Below are 19397 nucleotides of genomic sequence, written 5' to 3'. Positions count from 1 at the left end.
TATCGGTGCGCTCCGAATTGCCGACCATCCAGGTCGATTCGCGCCGCAGGTTTTCCAATTGCAAAATCCGCTGCAGATCATCTGTGGTTTTATATGGCGCCACATAAATCTTTTCGGCAAAAAAACGCTCCAATCTCCCCTTCTTCACTTTCGCCCGCTGCACATTTTCGTCCCCGCCCGTATACAGGATCAGGTCATGGCCATTCGCTTGCAAAGCGGTCAACGTCTGTTCCATGTGCGGATAGAATTCAATATTCTGCTCATAGACGGACAATCCGAGTTCAAACAACCGGCGGGCTTCTTCCCCGCTTTTTTTCCTGCCCGCGCGTGCGGAATAATAATCGTAAGTCTCGACGAGCGATTGCGGAAAACGCTCTTTAACGAATCCATGCGCCTTTACTCCGGCAAGATCCAACCGCTTTTGCGTCCGTTTGAAATCTTTTGGCGTAAAACCGTACCCGGCAAACCAGCCGCTCATCATAACGGCGAATCGTTCGATCACCGCCATAAAATATTTATTGCAATAGATCAATGTATCGTCCAAATCGAACAAGATGGTTTGTCTGTTCATTGCGCTCACTCCTTGTGCTAGCATTATAGCACAAAGAGCGGCTGCGGTCTTTAGATGCCGCCGATTCTAATGACCGACGACTTGGTCCAGCCAACTGCTGAACGATTCAAAGCGATGATCGCGAAAATCGCGCGATTGGTCCTCGCGGCGGTTTTTTTCCCGTCTGTTAAATTCGCCATTTCCGTTTCGATCATTGCGATCGTTATAGCGATTGTCGTCGTAATTGCCATAGCGATTATCGCCGCGGTTGTCGTTGCGATTTTCGCCGCGGTCGCCGCTTCGCTTATCGTCCTCCCGCTTCACGCTGTCCGCGCCGCCTTTGTTTTGCTTTTCTTTCGGCTGCTTGCGCGCTCCCCCCCGCTCCCATCCGGATTGTTGCTGCCTGTCAGGGGATTTGTCATCTTTATCCGGTTTGGCGGATTGCTTATTATCGTCGCGGCCGTCTGTCTTGTCGCCGCGGCGCTCTTCGTCATGTCGCTTGGCTTGCTCATTGGGCTTCGCACGTTCATGGTGGTGTCCGTCTTGTTGGTTATTTTGGTTCATCCGCTCATGAACGGCTTTCGGGTCGACTTTGCGCTGCCGCCCGATGTCTTTTTCGCTGTCGTTGCCTTTTGCGGTTTGCTCCTTGTTTTCCTGAACCCATTCTTTCAACAGTTGCTTTACTTTCTCCGGATTATTTTTCTGTTTCCGCTGCAGTTCCAGCAATTGCTCCACTTTTTTGGGCGACAGGCGCTTATCATCGGACTGCGGGCTCTTAGCCGCACTGTTTCCGTTCGTGCCGGACGATGCGTCGGGTGACGCGGGAGCGGGCTCCTGTTTTTGGTCAATCAAATTAAGCGCCATTTTGCCGGGAGAGATGCCTTTCTTTTTGGCTTCTTCCCGCAATTCCCTGGGCACCGGCAGCGCCGCGACGACAAGCTTTTCGGGCGCGTGTTCCGGATGCGCGTTAATCGTCCGGCTGACCCGTTCTTTCACGGTATTCGCCAATGCGGCGTCGTTTATTTTCGTCTTGTCGCTAACGACCGTGCTGGAAATGACGATATCCGCCTCATCGGTCGGAATCAACTGCAGTTCCTGCGCCTTGCTGATCAACGCCTCCGTAACATCGACCAGAGGCTTTCCGCGAAAAGCAAAACCGGACAGCAAATTTTCGCCGTCTTCGTTCAAGCCCCTTCCTTCAACGACATTCTGATTGTTATCGACGCCCAGTTCAACGCTGGGATTAATATCAATGGTGACATAGGCCACAGCCGACTGCCCGCCGGCAAACATGCCAAACGCGGTAAACAGGATGATGGAAAAAATCGCCGCGGCAGCCACCCCATAACGGATGGAGGTTGCGGAAAGCGAACGGCGCCGCAATACCGGCAGATCGATTTCTTCCCCGATGCGGATAACGCGCTCCTTACGGGGTATGCGCAAAAATCGCCCATCCGGCGTCAGGACAACCAGATGCCTTTTGCCCATTTCCATCACGATGCCTCTATTCATTTTCCTCGCCTCCTTGTTGGCCGCCGTCCGTATGTAAATAATTTTGCAAATGCGGATAGGGTCCGCTGTCGATCAGAGCGATCGCAATGATGTACTTGCGATGGCGTTCCAATGTTTTTCGGGATATATCGACTTTTTCCAACAACTCTTTTATTGGCAGCATTTTTTTGTTCCGTAATTGGCTTAGCAATTCGTCATTGTTCGACAAGATCGAGCCAATCTGCACCAGGAGCCTGCGCGAATCGGAATGTTTGGGCGATATGCGCACGAGCTCCTGAAACGAAATGCCGTATTGGGCCAGGCTTGCGCTCAATTCTTCGATTTCCAATCTTCGCGCCGCGACGTTCTGTTCCGCTTTGTACCGTTCCAGCGACTGCGCAATTTCCACCGGATTTACGAACGAATCTTCATCATCTTCAACTTCAAAAGCGCTGTATGGAACCTGGCGGGAAAATCGCTGCTCCTTGCGGATATAGTCGATCAGCCGTCTGCGAATCACCGTTTCGGCAAAGCTTAAAAACGACGCGCCGGCTTCCGCGGAAAACTTGTTGATTGCTTCGTTAAATGCGTCCAGCGCGACACTGAACTCGTCATCGCGGGCCGGATCGATGTACCGTTTGCAAAATTTGCTGGTCACTTTCGCAATGTATGGCTGGTAATCGGCTATCACCTGGTTTCGCAGGCGGACGTCCCCTTGCCGGATCCGGGAGAGCTTCACCTCGAGAGACATCCTGTCGCCGTCGGCGGGATGGTGAAACTCGCGTTTTCCTAAAAAACGTTTGAACAAGACGAGTAGCAACCGTTCCACCTCTCACCAAATTTTTCGAACTTTCGTTAAGCAAATGCGGGGGTAGCCCTATTATACCAAACGAAAAAAAGCGCGTCTTAAGGCTAATGTGCCAAAAGCGCGCTTTCGCACCGACTGGTCAAAAAGTCATCTTGCCTCTTTCCGGCGTTTTTGCATCAGCCGGCTCTTTCGTTCACTTAATACTTTCAGCCGCTTCAACAACTGTTTTTGCCAATCCTCGTCCTGCAATTGTTTGGCCACCTGAAACAGATCCAGGGACATATCGATTTGATTCTGGATCACTTCCTGCGGCGCCTCGTCTTCGTTGTTCACACAGTTCTCAAACAGTTGATCGCTTTCGCGATAGTCCACGTAATCTTCAAAATTAATTTCCGCAGCGCCGTCGTTATGGGCAAATTCAGCCAAAATCTCATATTCGTTTTCCGCCATATAGTGAACTTCCACCCGGTGGCAAACAGGGCAAAACAGCAGGGGCACATTATGAATCTGCGTCCGAATATGCTTCAAGGTTCCTTTGGTGCCGATCATGCTCGCTCCGCAGCAAAAACTCATACTCGCTTCCTCCCCACTCGGTCGATATATATCCTATATTCGCATAAAGATGGGCAAATTCCTTTAATAATCTTTTGCCAATTTGTCATCTTCCGCATATTTTCATCCATATCCTAGTGTTCGCGTAAAAATGACACAAACTGACGATACCCTTCATAACGGTCCGCGTATTCGGTATCGGCGGCACGAAGCAGCTGTTCATCAAGAAAAAAAACCGCCCGCCGGGCGGTCCAGACTGTTGAAACGAACAGGGAATTTCAGACGTCGTAAGTGGCCGTATACTTTTCGGCATCCCACAACTGATCAAGCTCGGACGGATTTTCCGCCTCCACGACAATCATCCAGCCGTCTTCATACGGAGACGAGTTGACCTTCTCCGGCGATTCCGAAAGCGACGCGTTGACGGCCACAACTTTTCCCGTTACCGGCGCATACAGCTCCGAAACGGTTTTCACCGATTCCACGCTGCCGAACGGCTCGCCCAAGGTGACGGTATCGCCAACTTGCGGCAGCTCGACAAAAACAATATCTCCCAACTCCGCTTGCGCAAAATCGGTGATGCCTACCGTAACGCGATTGTTTTCCACTTTTGCCCATTCGTGATCTTCACTGTACTTCAAATTTGCCGGTGCGTGCATGCAACAAACCCTCCAGTTTTTATCGCTAATTATACCCTTTTTTTGCATAAAAGCCAAAAGTCCCTCCCGCCTGCCTGGCGGCAGACAGCAGGGACGGATTTGCCGCATACAAAGCGCAAACTTATTTTGCGACGAGATGTTTCTCGCCGGGCTTCCAGTTTACCGGACACAAGCCGCCTGATTGCAAGGCTTGCAGCACGCGCAACGTTTCATCGACGCTGCGGCCGATATCGTTGTGGTTGACGACCTGATATTTTACCGTGCCTTCCGGATCAATAATGAACAAGCCGCGCAGCGCGACGCCTTCATCTTCAATCAACACGCCGTAATCGGAAGCGGTTTTTTTGGTAATGTCGGACGCCAACGGGAAATTCAACTTGCCCAATCCGTTGCTGTCGCGGGAGGTATTGATCCAGGCCCGATGCGAAAATTTGCTGTCTACGCTTACGCCGAGAATTTCGGCGTCAAGATCTTTAAATACCGCGTACGAATCGCTTAAAGCGGTAATTTCCGTCGGACAAACAAAGGTAAAATCAAGCGGGTAAAAGAACAATACCAACCATTTTCCTTTATAGTCGGATAGTGAAACGTTCCCGAAGTCCTGCCCGTTGCCGAGAGCCGTTTCCATCGTGAAATCGGGCGCCTTTTTGCCGACCAATCTTTCTGCCATAGCCAATTGCCTCCTCCATATCTGTTCATCATTATAGTTTTGCCATAGGGCCTTCTTTTCTAAACATTTGAAAATGGACCATTATTATCGTAGCATCATGGCAAGCGAGTGTCAATAATGATTATCTTATTAAAGTAATTATTAATAAGGTCACGGAGAGATTCCCTGACTATTCAGGCCGTCATCGCGTCGCAGATCAGATTGCCCATTTCCGCGGTGCCGACGGCTTTGCTCTTGTCTGTCGCGATGTCGGCCGTGCGATGGCCGGCGTCGAGCACTTGTTTGACGGCTTTTTCAATGGAGTTCGCCGCGTCTTCATAACCGAAGGTGAGGCGAAAGAGCAGCGCTACCGATAAAATCGTCGCGATCGGATTGGCGATTCCCTGCCCGGCAATGTCCGGAGCGGAACCATGCACCGGCTCGTACAAGCCGAAACTGCCCTCGCCCAGGGAAGCGGACGACAGCATGCCGATCGACCCGGTCAGCATGGCCGCTTCATCGCTTAAAATGTCACCGAACATGTTTTCCGTCACAATCACGTCAAAGCTGGAAGGACGACGCAATAATTGCATGGCGCAGTTGTCCACCAAAACATGTTCCAATTCCACTTCAGGATAATCGGGGGCGATCCGGTTGACGGTTTCCCGCCACAGCCGGGAACTTTCCAGCACGTTTGCCTTGTCGACCGAAGCAAGCTTTTTCCGCCGTTTCATGGCGATTTCAAACGCCTTGCGGACGATCCGCTCAACTTCAAATACATGATAAGCGCACGTATCGACCGCCATTTCGCCTTGTTCGGTCTGTTTGCGGTATTTATCGCCGAAATAGATGCCGCCGGTCAATTCCCGCACAACGATCAGGTCCGTTCCGGCCAACACTTCCGGCTTCAAAGTCGAAGCTTCTTTCAGGCAATCGAACACAACCGCCGGCCGAATGTTGGCGAATAATCCAAGCGCCTTGCGAATGCCCAGCAAACCCGTTTCCGGGCGCAATTCTTTCGGATTGTTGTCCCATTTCGGGCCGCCGACCGCACCCAACAATACCGCATCGGCGTTTTTGCACATGGCCAATGTGTCTTCCGGCAGCGGCGTGCCTGTTTTATCGATGGCGATGCCACCGAACAAACCATGCTCCGTAACAAATTTGTATCCAAACAAGCTTTCCGTTTTTCGCAAAACTTTTTCCGCTTCCGCCACGACTTCGGGACCGATCCCGTCGCCGGCGATGATTGCGATCTTTTTCGTATCCGCCAAAATAAGTTCACTCCTTTAAGGAACGCTATCACATACATACTGTTTTATCATATTTGGCGGTTTTGTTCAAAGAAATGGCGGAACAATTTTATAAAAATAAACCCAAATACCAGGCGATAACCGGTTCTCCGACCAAAAACGACAAGAAGCCGCCCAACGCGATGAACGGCCCGAACGGGATAAATGTCCGGCGGTCAATGATTTTGCACGCGATTAGGAACATGCCGGTAAGTGTCCCGGTCAATGCGGAGATGAGAATCGCGAGCAAAACAAGTTTTCCTCCCAAAATCATGCCCAAAAGCGCCATCAATTTGATATCGCCGCCGCCCATGGCCGGCTTTTTGAGCAGCACCGCGCCCAACGATACGGCGTACAGCATCCCGCCGCCGACAACAAAACCGACCATATACTCCCAAAACGGCAGCGGATGAACGAATATCCGAAGCAATAAAAACGCAAGCATTGCCGGAAAGACGATCTTATTCGGGAGAAGCCGATATGTAAGATCGCTGACGGTCAGAACGGCAAGCAAGGAGACGAGCAGGTAGCCAACCGTAAGCTCCCGCCAATCGCTGATGACATGCGGCAAAATCGCGAAGGCCGCCCCCGTGGCCACCTCGCTCAGCAAATACAGGGGCGAAATCCGCGAGCCGCAGTGGCGGCATCTGCCGCGCTGCATGAGCCACCCCGCTATCGGGAGAAGATCTGCCCCCCTGATTTGTTCGCCGCATTCATTGCATGCGGAATGCGGGCGCACCACCGATTTGCCGGCGGGAATCCGCATTCCGGCAACATTGAAAAACGAGCCGAAAGAGGCCCCCAACAGGAATAAAAATACGCTTTCCACGATGTGCATTGCCTGCTATTCCTCACATTTCCGCCTTTTTGCCCAATTCTTTGCCGTGGTTGTTCGTGATCGCCAATTTCGGCTCCAACCATGTCAACAAATTTTTCAGGCTGTCGTATGTCAGGGGCATTCCTTCTTCATTGTTATTGCCGCCAACGGTTTCGATGGATATTTTATTGTCTCCTTCCGTGTATGTTACCAGATAGCCGATCGCATTCCCGTCCACTTCTTCTTTCCAACGGCAAGTATAGCTGCTGATAAAATCTTTCACGCCTGCATCACTCCTAAACAGATTAATAACTTTCGCGCCGGACGGCGGGATGGACGTGCCTTTCTCCAAAATTTTCCGGTTCTTTTCCACCAGTTGCCGCATCGTCCGCGCAAACAACTCTTCCAGCGTGCCGGTTGCCGCGACCGCTTCCTCCGCATTGGCGATTTCCGTCTGCGCAGTAATCTCTTCCGCCTGCTCTTTAGCCGGCACAATCATCTCTTCCGCTTGTTCTTCCGCTTGTTCTTCCGCTTCCGCCGCGGTTAACGTTTCTTCCACTAACGTTTCTTCCGCCAAAGTTTCTTCCATTGCAGTTTCCCCTACTAACGATTCTTCCACTAATGTTTCTTCTGCCAACGTTTCTCCCATCGTTTCTTCCGTTAATGTTTCCGTCCAGTCCGGCTGAAGCGTCGCGGCATCTTCTATCGGCGGCAAATCCGCCGCCTCCGTTGCCAACTCCGGCAGTTCATCATTGCTTGTATCCGGTTCCGTATCCAGCAATGCCGAAATCATGGGCGATTCCGCGACCATGATGGCATCCGCTTCATCCGTCTGGGCAATCGCCCCGGCGTCCGCAACGGCCGCATCCGCGGCATTGGGCGCAGGTTCGTCGCCAATTGGCGGCTCGTCCGCCGGCAATTTTTTCTGCTCGATGAAAGGCATTGCGTAACGCGTAATGACTTCCAGAATTTTATTCTGCTTGAACGGCTTCATCACGTAACCTTTTGCCCCCGCTTTCATCGCCTCGGAAATCAGATCTTGCTGGCTCATCCCGGAACAAATCAGGATGACGGCGTCCGGATCGATCGCGAGCATGTCTTTTAATGCGGAAATCCCGTCTTTTTCCGGCATGGAAATATCCATCAGCACAATATCGGGCCGCAGGCTGTCGTACATCTGCACCCCTTGTTTGCCGTTTTCCGCCTCGCCGATCACCTCGTATCCGAATTGGACGAGAATATCCTTCAACATGGCCCGCATGAATTTCGTATCATCCACGACCAATACTCTCAATGACATCTCCGTTCTCCTCCTCTCTTGGCAAATTAGGCTTCATCACACCATCACTTCACCGTATCGATTTCCTTGACAAAAACGCTCACCTCGCTTGTCGTCGGTATCCCGACCGGCGGATCGGAGTAAAGCTTGCTGTCGTAAAAAATTTGCAGTTTGGACTGCTCGGCCGCCAGGTTGGTCTGGCCCATCGTGAACATAAACGATGTCGGTTCGGTTGCGCCGATCGGCGGGTCATACTCGATATAGGCCGGATCGGTCGGAGGATTTGCAAAATCTTCCCGCACCGCATTCAAAATGGCATTGTTGCCGTGTACGCCGCCGTAAATTTTTATTTTGGACAAAACGCCGCGCAGGTTGATATCTTCATTTGCGTAGAAAAACGCGCGCAAGCTGTTCGCGCTTATGTTGTCGGAAAAATCGAACGTCCTGGTCGCCACGATGATCAACGGTTTGGCCACGGAATCGTTAATGGCGGTCATTTGCTTCAATTCCACGCCCCCGTCGACGTAAATCGTGCCATCGATATTGATGCTCCCGACAACCTTCAGGTCGCCTTTAATATACATGTTGCCGGCAAAGTAAAAACCGTCGTTCAACGTACAGTTGCCGTTAATGACAACCGACCATCCGGGATCTACCGCGAGCGCGCCGGACAAATCGGCGGCAACCACATTGGGATCGTTGTACGAAATATAGAGCGAGCCATGGTGCAACTGAAAGTTTGCTCCGGGAAGAAGCCGCAGCACTCCGTCTTTGACGGCGAAATCGCTCAAACCGGCCGGATTGTCTAGCGTCAAATTGCCCTGCACCGTAACCCACAAATCTTCATATTTGACGCTATGGCCGATCACGGCGCCCAGGCTGGAGCCGAGCGACGCGCCAAACAAATCGCCGGAGTTCACGTTTTCGTCAAACGGACTCGTCGCCGCGTCCACTTTTTCGGCCATTTCCGTCAGCTTTGCGGAAACGTAATCGGCGGCGGCCACCGGTTCCCCGGCGGCCAACTGCTTATCCCGAAGCGGCACTGCCTTGGAGAAAAAGGTTTCGTCGACATCACCGCTGTGCCGGTCGACCGTGGTTGTCCCGGGAACATATTCGACAATTTCTCCGCCGTAGTTGATAAACCCCTTGACGGAGGGATAATCGGTTTTTTTGCCGTATTTGGTGCCGGGCAACCCCGTAAAAACAGCCACATCCGATACCGCGACATTTCCGTCCCGGGCAAGCACATCGCCTACGATATACGGAGACCCGTTAAGCGTAATATTGTTGTCCGCCGACAACGGATAGCGAAAAACGGGATTGATCGTGCTCACGATTACCCGCATCCGCTTTGCGGCGATTCCTCCCGGATGATTGGCAATTTTCCCCGTTGCTTTAATGGTGAACATTCTGACATACGGGAAGTCCGGAACGGTGATCGGGCTTGCGGTTAAAGAAGCGTAGTTGCCCGTGTCTTCTTCGACCGCGATTTCGTAGGTTCCACGCTTGGCGTTTACGGGCGAACCGCTTGCGATATAAGCCTTTACGCGATCCAGATAATCGTTTGCCCGGGCGATTTTATCGCGGTAATCGGCGCCTTCCGCATTGCCGCGTTCCACCGCGTTGCGGATCAGGGCCAACGCATCGTCGATGCCGCGCTGCGCGTTCGCCTCGGCTTGCACCGCCGCTTCCGAAGAGGTGGCCTGGACCATTGAGCCGCGCAACACTTGCAATAAGATGATGCCAAACATCGTCATTACGACGACGGCCAAGAGGGCGATAACGAGAGCCGCGCCCTGTTCGGATTGAATCGGATTTCGCTTTGGCAAGAACACGCCCCCCCTGCAAAATTAATCGATGCGGAACAGCGGAATTTTCATGTCAATGGTCAAGTCCGGGCTTTCCGCGGCCAAAGCCGTCAAGCTATCCGTCCTGCCGTATTCGAGCTTCACTTCGACCATATCCTGGCTGATCATGAGCAGCGATGAAGCGGTGCGGTCGATCGTAAAATCATTGGTCAACGCAAGCTTTTTCAGCAAAGCGCCGCGCGTTCCGTCAGGATTGACATGGTATATCGAAATGCCGTACGGAACCGACAATATCGCGGGATTGTCAACGTTTTCAATGGCCATGGCGTATTTTGCCACGTAATTTTCCGTATCCGGGGAGCCGTCGCTGTTTACGGCCCGTTTCACATACACGATTTCCTTGTCCGATGATCCCTGCTTCACATAGATGGTATCCTTTAATTCGGTGATAATCCGGCTGAACAGCGCATCGCCCTGGTTGCGCATCTGCGTCTCGACCGTAACCCGTTTGTACATGGACAGCCCCATCAGCAAAAAGGAATAAAGAATGCTGGCCACCATGCCTAGCAATAAGAGCGCCGTCAACAGTTCAATAACGGTAAGCCCATGCTCATTGCCCGGCGATTGCGGCATTTTTCGCGCAGCCTTGGTCTGTTTCACGAGTTTCCCGTACATTTCGTCTACCTCTTTTTGACCACATATGTGTCGACGGTTGTGGAAGTTCCGCGCAAAGGAGCCGCCGATGGCCCGTCCGACCAGTCGACGGTTACCAGCATCCGAATCATATAGGGGTCGGTGCCTTCGGCGGACGTTATTTGCGTCTCCAGATCATTTTTGCGCGTTCCGGCGGCGTCACGGTTGTCAAACGTAATTTCGTAACGGTAAGTTGTGCCGTTGATTTCCGCCGGATCAAGCGTATGATTTGGCTGCATAACGGCGGCAACCGCGGCAGGCGCGTCGGAATAACTTCCGATCACGTATTGGTCGGCTGCGGTAAACGACGCTTTTAATACGCTGTAGTTGGCGTCTTCCTGAAACAGCCGGCGCATTTCCGCCGCTTTCAAGCGGGCAAGGTTGGCGGCGATGATTCTCCGGTTTTCATCAGCGGAGCGATCCAATGCGGAAATGAAATAGCCGACAATCATCGTACTGATTACCGCCATGATCGTAACCGCCACCAAAATTTCCACCAGGGAGAGGCCTCGCTCATCGCGGCGCAGTTTGGCGGCCATGTCTGCCGGATATCGTTGCCATCGCTTCCACGATTGCATGCACGTTCATCTCCCTTAAAAGTTTTCCGCAGGAAACTTGCCTCGTCAGGCGCCGTTAATATTTCTTCTGATTGTAGTCGATCTTCACTACGGCGGGCTCCGTCACAAACTTGTTGCCGTCTTCGTCGACCAGCATGACATACACATAATTCGTTCCGGCGGCGGATACTTTCAATTGCTTGGCTCCCAACTTTTTCGTAAACGTATGCCCCTCTGGATCGGATAGCGGGCTGTCGGGGACTATTTCGTAATACATTTGCGTTACTTTCACCGCCGGTTTGTCCACGCCGCCAATCTTTTTGGCCGGAACGGGTATGTCGCGCACATTCACAAGGCTTACGGTCACCGGCTCGTCGGAAACGCCCGTGTCGCTTACCGACAGTTCCGCGTATGGACCGGGATTCACCTTGAAGGCGAAACTTTTCTCGCTTATCTCTCCGGCGACATTTTCCGCCTGCACCCGCAATTGATGCCAGCCGTATCGCGGACTCTTGGGATCGCTCAAGCCGGCGTTATCGGGTATCGCCTGGCTCAGCTGAAACGAATAAGCAACCGATTGCGCGGGCGCCTTTTGCGTGATCGGCACTTCAACGCCGTCCACATAAATATGCACCGCATATACGAAGCTCGTGTTTTCTTGCGCTTTGACTTCAAGCGTCGGATCTGTCGCCGGATTGGCCACGGCATTCGGGTCGAACACAATGGCCGGTCCCGTTCCGTCTACCGGTTTTTCCGTCACGGTCTTGGTAAGGCTGTTGCCCACGTTGTCCGTCACCGTAATCGTTACATTTCCTGCGGAAATATCCGCGTCGGTGGCGGCAAAACTGTTATCGCTGGCGGATTTCGTTGAACTTGCGCCGTTGATTGACAGCGTGAACGTCTTTTCCCCCGACGCGTTGGTCGTGACGCCGCTGTGCGCGTCATCCACATTGGTTACCTCGTAGCGGTACTTTTTGTATACCGGCAAAAAGCTGGCCGTTACCGTCGGCACCTCGGGTTTTACGCCGTCCAGCGATACGGTTCGCGTTGCGGCTTCGCCGCCGAAAAGAATGTTCGGATCGCCGCTGATTGCGTCCGTTAACGCCGCCGCCTGGATTTCAAGATTTTGCCGCGATTCCGTAATGTTGTTTAATGACGAAACGACAAACCAGTTGCCCCATGTTCCGTCCGCCTGTTTGGTGCGATATTGGTAACCGGTGATATAATTCGCGGTAAAATCATCGTTCAGATATTCCGTGTCCGCAGGCAAGCGGTTATGCGAATTTTCCGCCGCGATCGCAGCCGGTCCCTGGTGCCACCCCGCGTCGGTCGCGGCGATAGCCGCGCCATGATTGTCGGTTACCGTTACGTCGGGCGCCGATGGCTTCAAATCAAAAACGCGCACATCGCCGTTTTGGTAACCCACCCTGACAATCGTATTTTCGGGATCGTCAAATGTGATGCTTGTTACCGGCGAGTTCACCGCTTTGATGCGCCATTGCGGCTTGCTCATATCCCCCAGCCGGTAGCGGGTGACTTCGCCTGTACCGCTGCCGACATAACGGTTGCCGTAAATGTCCGTCACGCTTCCGACCACCGACACGGTAACATTGACCGGTATCGTTCCGGTTTGCTGCACCGCGCAGGCATCAAGATAGGACAATGTCGCATCGGCAAAACCATACTCTCCGGAAAAATTGGATTGCTTCAATTTGACCGTAATCGTTTGTTCCGGATTTTCGTCAAATGGGTAGGCAATATCCGCCAGACGGATGAGCAGTTTGCCATTTTCTTCGCTTACTTCCGGCGGATTGCCGTCGGCCAGAATAAACCCCGGCGGCAGCGGTTCGCTGATTACAATGGATGAAAGCGCGCCGTCCTGCTGAATTTGCCGCGTGATCGAATCAAACACGCTCTCCAGATCTTCCGTGGAACTGGCATCGTACTTGACGCCGTTTGTCGAATTCGCGATATTTTCCAACAACTCGTGATCGACGTCGCTCGCGCCCGCTTTTCCCAATGCGACGGTATAAACGACCGCGCCGTCGCCTTTTAGCCGCAGCGCCGAGTATTCCGCTTCCTGTCTCGCCGTTTTCAGGCTGTTGGTTCTGATTTTTCCGCTATCGGTAACATACGCGTTGGCATATCCGTCCGTAACGAGAATGACAATTTTTTTGCTGTTTTCGCTTTTTTTCAACATTTCGTGCGCCAACGTCAGCCCATAATCAATATTGGTCGAGCCGTTTGCGCGCAATCGGTCGATTTTTTCCTTCAAGTAGGTATAGTTTGTGGTGAGGTCGGCCACTTTTTCGGCATCATAGGAAAATTTGATGATCCCGACCCGGTCGCCCAGATGCACGCTGGCCAGTTTGTCCAGCAAATGCTTGGAAGCATCTTGCAATGAATCCATCCGCGTCGGTGTCAAACGCCCGTCTTCGTTGGAGAAGTCCATGCTTCCCGATACGTCAAGAACGAGCGAAATGTCCGCCGGCGGACGCTGCACGCTGGTTGTATAGGAGCCGCCCGGCGTAACCGTAAAGGCCAATTCCATCGTGTCGTTCATGTAAATATCGAGTTGGCCATCGGCAACGCTGCCCGTTAAATTCAGACAACCGGCGGCCTCCGCCGACTCCGCGGACGCTGCCGGAAACAGCGTTCCGATTAGCAGCAACGCGGCAAAAAAGGCAAAACAGGTTTTCACCACATGCCGTTTCGCTTTCATCATTTCCACTCCTTTTGTTCCATTCATGGCTTATGGCAGGGCAAGCAATTTGGCGATAACGACAAACGCTTCCGCCCGCTTCAGCTTTCCTTGCGGATGCACGCTCCCGTCCTGATATCCCTGGACAAGTCCCGCCGACGTTACGGTTTGCAAAGCGTCCAGCTCAGCCTTCGTCAGGCCCTTCGTGTCCGTAAACGTCTTTTTCTGTTGCGATCCGCGTTTTCCTTGCAACTGCAGGGTGTTTTGCAGCATCTCCATCATTTCCAGACGCGTAATCGGGTCGTTCGGGCGGAATAAACCGCTTTCGTCCGCTCTTGCGATACCGACCTGGGCGACGGCGGCGATGTAACTTTTGGCCCAATGGTTTTCGGTGTCCTGATAAACGATGTTTGCCGTTTTCTCAAGTTGCAGCGCGTCCGCAAGCAGTTTTACAAATTCGGCGCGCGTAAGCGTCAAATTGGGGCGGATAGTGCCGTCCTCATAACCGCTTATAATTCCTTTGGCCATCAAATCAAGAATGTACGATCTCGCCCAATGATCACGGATATCAAGCGGTTCGCGCGCGATCGGCTTCATATGCGCCGGCTTCGGCTCATACGGTTTGACGGGAATGGCTGCCGGAATCAGCGAAAGCGGCTTAATTAAACCGTCCGCCGTGGAAAGTTCAGTCGGCGTCCCATAAACGCTTGCCGCCTCGCCATTCGGAAACGGTTTTGCGCCGGTTTGGCTGGCTTCCTGATCTGTCGGCACATCGGCCCAGGGATACGCGCCCGCGTATTGCGCCGTGCGGAATGAAAGCTGCGAATCCGCGGCAAAATAGCCCGGAATGCCATGTTCCACACCCGGCAGCGTACGAATGACTTTCCCGCTCCGATCAATGTACAGCTCGTCCCATAACGTGATGAGATCGTCATCCACCCGCGCGGCGATTCCGGTCCAAACGGACAGCCTGGCCGCCGCCTCGTCTGTTGCCCCGCCGCGATACGTCACAATCGCCAGCGGCTTTTCGGCAACAATCGTGCCTTTTTCCCAGTCGTCAATGGCAAATGTCAACGTGCCGTAAGCGGCTTGTCGTTGTTCGTCGCTTTTGCCGGCCAAATCCGGCAAGCCTTGCTGTGTTGCTTGTCCCGCGGCGCTTGCCGCAGGCAAAAGCAGCGTGAAGAGCGCCATGACGAACGCGAGCACGGCGCTCGCCACGCGCGGATAAAGCGTTCCAGCCACCTCTCATTCCTCCCCGATGGTCATTTCGTATTCTTTGATCGCATCTTTATGTACGACGCCACCCGCCACCAATTCCTGGATACTTGCTTTCATTGTCTGCATGCCAAGATGACGACTCGTTTGAATAACCGATTTGATCTGGTAAATTTTCTCCTGCCGAATCAGGTTGGCCACCGCCGGCGTGTTGATCAGCACCTCAAGCGCCATGGCCCGCCCGGTCCCGTCCCAACGCGGAATCAGGCGTTGCGACAGCACGCCGATCAACACCGACGCCAATTGAATGCGAATTTGCCGCTGCTGATCCGTCGGAAACACGTCGATGATCCGATCCACCGTTTGCGGGGCGTCCGGAGTATGCAAGGTGCCCAGCACGAGATGCCCTGTTTCCGCCGCGGTGATCGCCGTGCGGATCGTTTCCAGATCGCGCATTTCGCCGACCAGCACGACGTCGGGATCTTGCCGCAGCGCCGCCCGCAGTCCGTTGGCGAACGATGTCGTATCAATGCCGATTTCCCGCTGGGCGATCAAGCTCTTTTTGCTGACATGCAAATACTCGATCGGATCTTCCAGCGTGATGATATGTTTCTGCTGCGTTTCGTTGATGTAATCGACAATGGCGGCCAACGTGGTCGACTTCCCGCTGCCGGTAGGTCCGGTGACGAGCACAAGTCCCTGTTGTTTTCTGGCGAATTCGGTTACGATTGCCGGCAGGTGAAGCTGCTCGAGCGTCGGCACTTTGGTAGCCAGCACACGAAACGCCATGTTGATAAACCGTTTTTGCCGAAACACGTTGGCCCGGTAACGGCAAAGCCCCGGAAGCTGAAAGGAAAAATCGATTTCGCCTTTCTTCAGCAGCTGTTCGAATTGCTCGCCGGTCAACACTTCCTTCGCCATGCGGATGCTTTCTTCCGGCAAAATGACGCGGTCAGCCGCATTGGTCAATTTGCCGTGCAACCGCATCTGCGGCGTGTGTCCGGCGCTAATGTGCAGATCGGAGGCATGCCGCTCGTAGGACAATTTGAGCAAATCTTTGATCGACAAATTTTCCGTTGCGGCAGCGGCTGATTGTGTCATGATCAAGACCCCTTTCGCCTTAATAAATGGGATTCATGCGCTTTGCCGGCGGCGTGTAGTCAACCGGCAGCGGCTCGCGGAAATATTGCGCCAATCCGGGCGCAAAATACGCCGTCAAGCTTAATTGCGCCTTGATCGTTTGCTTTGACGCGTGAATTTGCACTTGTTTCGGCGGCTGCACATTAAAAGTGAGCTGGTTTATCTGGATCAGCCTGTTCGCCGTTTCCGTCTCGTCAAGCAATCTGTACAACTTGTCATAATCGCCGCTTACCGAAAAGGAAATCCGGATCGGCACCGCCAAAGCGGCCGCTTTGGCGGAAAGCTGCCCCGCCTTGTCGGCGGTTGAACCGCCGCCCGCCGCGTTTTTAGCTGATCCGTTGGCTAGCGGCGAATTGCCGATTTCCAGCTGGTACCCGGACATTTGCAATCCGCTCACCACTTCCAGCATGCGCAATTGCCTGAGCAGTTCTTCTTCATACGGCAGTTCGGGTATGCGCGCTCTTGCCTGCAGCAATTTCAGCATGTTGTTTGGATCGGCTTCCTGTTTATGCGCCGATTGTTTGGTCAATGCCTGCAGCATCGCGGTTTTGGCCGCAAGATCGCGCTTTTTTTGCGCCGCCTGATCCCGTGCGGGCTGCACGAAATTGACATAAACCATCACCAGCGCAAGCAGGAAAATGATGGCGACGACGATTGCGTTGCGTTTATTGCTTAGCAGCGTCATTGCTTGCGCCCCCCTCCTTTTGTTCCGATTGCTTGCGGTAACTGAGTTCAAATGTCACATTCACAGGGGATAACGTCGTCATCTCGGCGCCGCCCAAATCTGCCGCCCCGGCGTTTAACGCCGCCTGGCTTTCCGGCTTTTTCAGTTTATTCAGGCCGCTCATCCCGTCCAACGCGAAATGTGCGGAAGCTTTGACGCTTTGGATAAACGTAATGACATTTTCCAGCGACGAAAATATCGCCGTTACCTGGATGGACCCGTTATCCTGCATGTGCAAAGTCACAATATCCGCTTCTAGCGGAAGCAGCTTGTTCAACTCGTTCAAGACCTCCGTCGGCTGCGGCTTGGACGATGCCAGCAGATCGGGCAGAGCAATAAAGTCGGCGATTCCGGCAGAGGCTGCCGGCGCCTGTTTGGCCGCGGCTTCCGCCTTTTCGATCTGTGCCGAAACGGCGGCAATCTCTTTATCCGCCTTAGCCGCTTCACGATGCGCGTCCGTCCAGAGAAAACCGACAACGCCCGTGCCGATGACGACCGCGGCAAGCACCGCTATGGCCAGCGTCCCCGCCGCCGATTGCCTTTCTTCATGCAACTTGAGCAAATTGATTTCAATCGGGCGAAAGCTTTGTTCCCACGTTCCACTCATCGTTTACGCACCTTTCATCGCCAGACCGATCGGCACGGCATATGAATGATAGAATTGCTCTTCGTTCAGCAAGAGCGATCCGATCGGAAGTTTTCGAACGGTTCCGGGGCAAACATCTTCCAGATAGGCGGGCAGTTTCTCCGCCAATTCCCGCTCCCCGAGCAAGTACAAATCCTTAATGTCCTCCTGGTCTCCGGCAACGGAATATTTGTAATAGTTGATGACCCGGCTAAGCTCCATCGCCAAATTGCGGCTGTAAACTTCCGTTTTGTCGCCGTCCGCATCCAGCACGCTGTAAGCGTTGACAGGCAGCGCCCGCAAAAAAACCGGAATTCCGTCGGCAAAAATGCTGATTTCCGCATAGTCGCTTTCCGCGAGCAACAGCATGAATCGTTTTGCCGGAAATTCTCCCGCCAGTTTCATGCTTCGCACAAGCAGGCGGTACAAGGCGAGCGGCGCCAAGTCGACCGCCACCGGCTGTAAATCGGCGGCTTTTACCACATTGACATAAGAGTCCACCACTTCTTGCGGGGTGGCGAAAATAAGCACCTCCTCCTTCTTGTCGGCTACTCCGGATTTTTTGCCGGCGGCGTCTTCACGGGGCTGCGCCGGTTTGACTTCACCCAGGCGAATGAAATCAAACACGGGATTTTTAAACGGCAACTGCCCTTCCCCATATAGCTCCACATCGATCAAATTGCGCAGTTCCCGGTCTTTCAACGCGGCGAACACGGATCTGCGCAAAACGATGCTGGAAGTGGGAATCGTCAGATGAACCTGGGCGCCGGCAATCCCCAATTGTGCGACATGTGTTTTTAACTGTTTCGCGACAGCGTCCTCATCCAGTATTTTCCCGTTCTTGACCAATTCCCCGCTGAAAGAAGCTGTATGCAGCTTCGTCACACGCACACGTTGCTGGCTTAAGACCAGCTCAACGATTTTGGCCTGCGAATCCAGTATCTGCAATCCGTAACAGGGGGTTTTTCGCTTGCGCCCAAACATCATTGTGCCTCCTTTGGCTGTTGACAGGTTTGCACAACACCGGCTGCGGCGCCGGTGTTGTGCGCTTTTATTCGGTTACGGAGTTGGCGCAGGCGACGAGCCTATGGTTGCCGTCTTGACATCTTGCGCCCAAACACCCGAGAAGTAGGTTGAATCGCCGATCAACGTAATCGCGTATTCATACTTCCCATCTGTTTTTTGGTAAATTTTCACTACTGTCGATGTATCGTTATATGTGCCGGAGCCCTGCGGGTCTTTCGGCGCCGCCTCCAGAAAACCGTCATCCACAAGTGTTTTCAATGTAACAGTTTCCACCGGTAACGATTGTGTCGTGCCGTCGGGCAACGTTACCGACACATTGCCGGAGGAGTCCGGCTTAAAGTCTTCCACGGAAACTTTATAGCGCGCGGCGTCAAGAATCATCTGCGCATTGGCGCGATGCGATTCTTTTTTCGTTTTGGCGATAATGCCGCCGATGGACGGGATGGCGATGGCGGCGATAATGGCTAAAATCACGATGACGGCGAGTAATTCGATCAGCGTCAAGCCCTTTTCATTCTTTAACACTTTTCCGGCGCTTGTTAAAGCGCCTTCGTTGGTTGCAAGTTTCATGGGAATTCCACCTTTCCTATTTTTCATTAGTGCCTGTTGCAATTCGGTCTCACCTCCTTTCCCGTCATTCGGCAAACGTTTTAAGCAAACTATTTCAGGAAGTTTTCGTACATCTTGAACATCGGGCTCATAATCGCCGCTACGATAATCCCGACAATACCGGAGACGATCAACAGCATGAGCGGCTCCAGCACCGACTTCAGGCGATCAACGCTTTGGTCGACGTCCGTTTCGTAAAAGT

General features: G+C 53.1%; 19 protein-coding genes. All 19 read right to left on the bottom strand.

The window, feature by feature from the left end; all coding sequences use genetic code 11:
• A partial coding sequence (locus tag VF260_09850; GenBank protein HEX7057481.1) for an HAD family hydrolase occupies positions 1-571 on the bottom strand: 571 nt, incomplete at its 3' end.
• Between the two features lie 66 nt (positions 572-637).
• The gene (locus VF260_09845) at positions 638-2062 is read right to left on the bottom strand and encodes an anti-sigma factor domain-containing protein (protein HEX7057480.1); all 1425 of its coding nucleotides are present in this window, start codon (positions 2060-2062) and stop codon (positions 638-640) included.
• Positions 2055-2861, bottom strand: a complete 807-nt coding sequence (gene sigI / locus VF260_09840) for an RNA polymerase sigma factor SigI (protein HEX7057479.1) — start codon at positions 2859-2861, stop codon at positions 2055-2057. Before sigI ends, VF260_09845 begins: the two co-directional genes overlap by 8 nt.
• Before the next feature lie 135 nt (positions 2862-2996).
• Positions 2997-3422, bottom strand: coding sequence for a hypothetical protein (locus VF260_09835; protein HEX7057478.1), 426 nt, complete (start codon positions 3420-3422; stop codon positions 2997-2999).
• A 257-nt stretch (positions 3423-3679) separates the two neighbouring features.
• Complete coding sequence (gene gcvH / locus VF260_09830; GenBank protein ID HEX7057477.1) at positions 3680-4060, bottom strand: glycine cleavage system protein GcvH; 381 nt, start codon at positions 4058-4060, stop codon at positions 3680-3682.
• 121 nt (positions 4061-4181) lie between these two features.
• On the bottom strand, positions 4182-4730 hold the full coding sequence (locus tag VF260_09825; protein ID HEX7057476.1) for a peroxiredoxin: 549 nt from the start codon (positions 4728-4730) through the stop codon (positions 4182-4184).
• 173 nt (positions 4731-4903) lie between these two features.
• Entirely contained in the window at positions 4904-5983 is a 1080-nt protein-coding gene (gene leuB / locus VF260_09820) for a 3-isopropylmalate dehydrogenase (GenBank protein ID HEX7057475.1), read from the bottom strand.
• 88 nt (positions 5984-6071) lie between these two features.
• Positions 6072-6839 carry an A24 family peptidase gene (locus VF260_09815; protein HEX7057474.1) on the bottom strand — a complete coding sequence of 256 codons (768 nt, stop codon included), beginning with the start codon at positions 6837-6839 and terminating at the stop codon, positions 6072-6074.
• A gap of 13 nt (positions 6840-6852) precedes the next feature.
• The gene (locus tag VF260_09810) at positions 6853-8118 is read right to left on the bottom strand and encodes a response regulator (GenBank protein ID HEX7057473.1); all 1266 of its coding nucleotides are present in this window, start codon (positions 8116-8118) and stop codon (positions 6853-6855) included.
• A 44-nt stretch (positions 8119-8162) separates the two neighbouring features.
• Positions 8163-9926 (bottom strand): hypothetical protein, encoded by a 1764-nt coding sequence (locus VF260_09805; GenBank protein HEX7057472.1) that lies wholly within the window; start codon positions 9924-9926, stop codon positions 8163-8165.
• 21 nt (positions 9927-9947) lie between these two features.
• The gene (locus VF260_09800; protein ID HEX7057471.1) at positions 9948-10580 is read right to left on the bottom strand and encodes a prepilin-type N-terminal cleavage/methylation domain-containing protein; all 633 of its coding nucleotides are present in this window, start codon (positions 10578-10580) and stop codon (positions 9948-9950) included.
• A 5-nt stretch (positions 10581-10585) separates the two neighbouring features.
• Positions 10586-11176 carry a type II secretion system protein gene (locus VF260_09795; protein HEX7057470.1) on the bottom strand — a complete coding sequence of 197 codons (591 nt, stop codon included), beginning with the start codon at positions 11174-11176 and terminating at the stop codon, positions 10586-10588.
• A 55-nt stretch (positions 11177-11231) separates the two neighbouring features.
• Positions 11232-13880 (bottom strand): vWA domain-containing protein, encoded by a 2649-nt coding sequence (locus VF260_09790; GenBank protein ID HEX7057469.1) that lies wholly within the window; start codon positions 13878-13880, stop codon positions 11232-11234.
• Positions 13881-13907: 27 nt separating this feature from the next.
• Positions 13908-15098 carry an S-layer homology domain-containing protein gene (locus VF260_09785; protein ID HEX7057468.1) on the bottom strand — a complete coding sequence of 397 codons (1191 nt, stop codon included), beginning with the start codon at positions 15096-15098 and terminating at the stop codon, positions 13908-13910.
• Positions 15099-15101: 3 nt separating this feature from the next.
• Positions 15102-16172, bottom strand: a complete 1071-nt coding sequence (locus tag VF260_09780) for a type IV pilus twitching motility protein PilT (protein HEX7057467.1) — start codon at positions 16170-16172, stop codon at positions 15102-15104.
• A 19-nt stretch (positions 16173-16191) separates the two neighbouring features.
• The gene (locus VF260_09775) at positions 16192-16896 is read right to left on the bottom strand and encodes a GspMb/PilO family protein (GenBank protein ID HEX7057466.1); all 705 of its coding nucleotides are present in this window, start codon (positions 16894-16896) and stop codon (positions 16192-16194) included.
• Positions 16877-17542, bottom strand: a complete 666-nt coding sequence (locus VF260_09770) for a hypothetical protein (protein HEX7057465.1) — start codon at positions 17540-17542, stop codon at positions 16877-16879. Before VF260_09770 ends, VF260_09775 begins: the two co-directional genes overlap by 20 nt.
• A 3-nt stretch (positions 17543-17545) precedes the next feature.
• Complete coding sequence (pilM, locus tag VF260_09765) at positions 17546-18547, bottom strand: pilus assembly protein PilM (GenBank protein HEX7057464.1); 1002 nt, start codon at positions 18545-18547, stop codon at positions 17546-17548.
• 72 nt (positions 18548-18619) lie between these two features.
• Positions 18620-19156: a prepilin-type N-terminal cleavage/methylation domain-containing protein gene (locus VF260_09760; protein HEX7057463.1), complete on the bottom strand. Its 537-nt coding sequence runs from the start codon at positions 19154-19156 to the stop codon at positions 18620-18622.
• Positions 19157-19397: the final 241 nt, after the last annotated feature.

The organism is Bacilli bacterium, assembly GCA_036381315.1.
Lineage (GTDB): Bacteria > Bacillota > Bacilli > Paenibacillales > KCTC-25726 > DASVDB01.
The sequence above is the reverse complement of the archived record's forward strand: the minus strand, read 5'-3'. Positions and strand labels throughout refer to the sequence as shown.

Excerpts from the sequence above, each read along its gene's own strand:
- VF260_09845 (HEX7057480.1), bottom strand. The coding sequence starts at position 2,062 with ATGAATAGAGGCATCGTGATGGAAATGGGCAAAAGGCATCTGGTTGTC.
- VF260_09835 (HEX7057478.1), bottom strand. The coding sequence starts at position 3,422 with ATGAGTTTTTGCTGCGGAGCGAGCATGATCGGCACCAAAGGAACCTTG.
- gcvH (HEX7057477.1), bottom strand. The coding sequence starts at position 4,060 with ATGCACGCACCGGCAAATTTGAAGTACAGTGAAGATCACGAATGGGCA.
- VF260_09825 (HEX7057476.1), bottom strand. The coding sequence starts at position 4,730 with ATGGCAGAAAGATTGGTCGGCAAAAAGGCGCCCGATTTCACGATGGAA.
- VF260_09815 (HEX7057474.1), bottom strand. The coding sequence starts at position 6,839 with ATGCACATCGTGGAAAGCGTATTTTTATTCCTGTTGGGGGCCTCTTTC.
- VF260_09810 (HEX7057473.1), bottom strand. The coding sequence starts at position 8,118 with ATGTCATTGAGAGTATTGGTCGTGGATGATACGAAATTCATGCGGGCC.
- VF260_09800 (HEX7057471.1), bottom strand. The coding sequence starts at position 10,580 with ATGTACGGGAAACTCGTGAAACAGACCAAGGCTGCGCGAAAAATGCCG.
- VF260_09795 (HEX7057470.1), bottom strand. The coding sequence starts at position 11,176 with ATGCAATCGTGGAAGCGATGGCAACGATATCCGGCAGACATGGCCGCC.
- VF260_09790 (HEX7057469.1), bottom strand. The coding sequence starts at position 13,880 with ATGATGAAAGCGAAACGGCATGTGGTGAAAACCTGTTTTGCCTTTTTT.
- VF260_09780 (HEX7057467.1), bottom strand. The coding sequence starts at position 16,172 with ATGACACAATCAGCCGCTGCCGCAACGGAAAATTTGTCGATCAAAGAT.
- VF260_09775 (HEX7057466.1), bottom strand. The coding sequence starts at position 16,896 with ATGACGCTGCTAAGCAATAAACGCAACGCAATCGTCGTCGCCATCATT.
- VF260_09770 (HEX7057465.1), bottom strand. The coding sequence starts at position 17,542 with ATGAGTGGAACGTGGGAACAAAGCTTTCGCCCGATTGAAATCAATTTG.
- pilM (HEX7057464.1), bottom strand. The coding sequence starts at position 18,547 with ATGATGTTTGGGCGCAAGCGAAAAACCCCCTGTTACGGATTGCAGATA.
- VF260_09760 (HEX7057463.1), bottom strand. The coding sequence starts at position 19,156 with ATGAAACTTGCAACCAACGAAGGCGCTTTAACAAGCGCCGGAAAAGTG.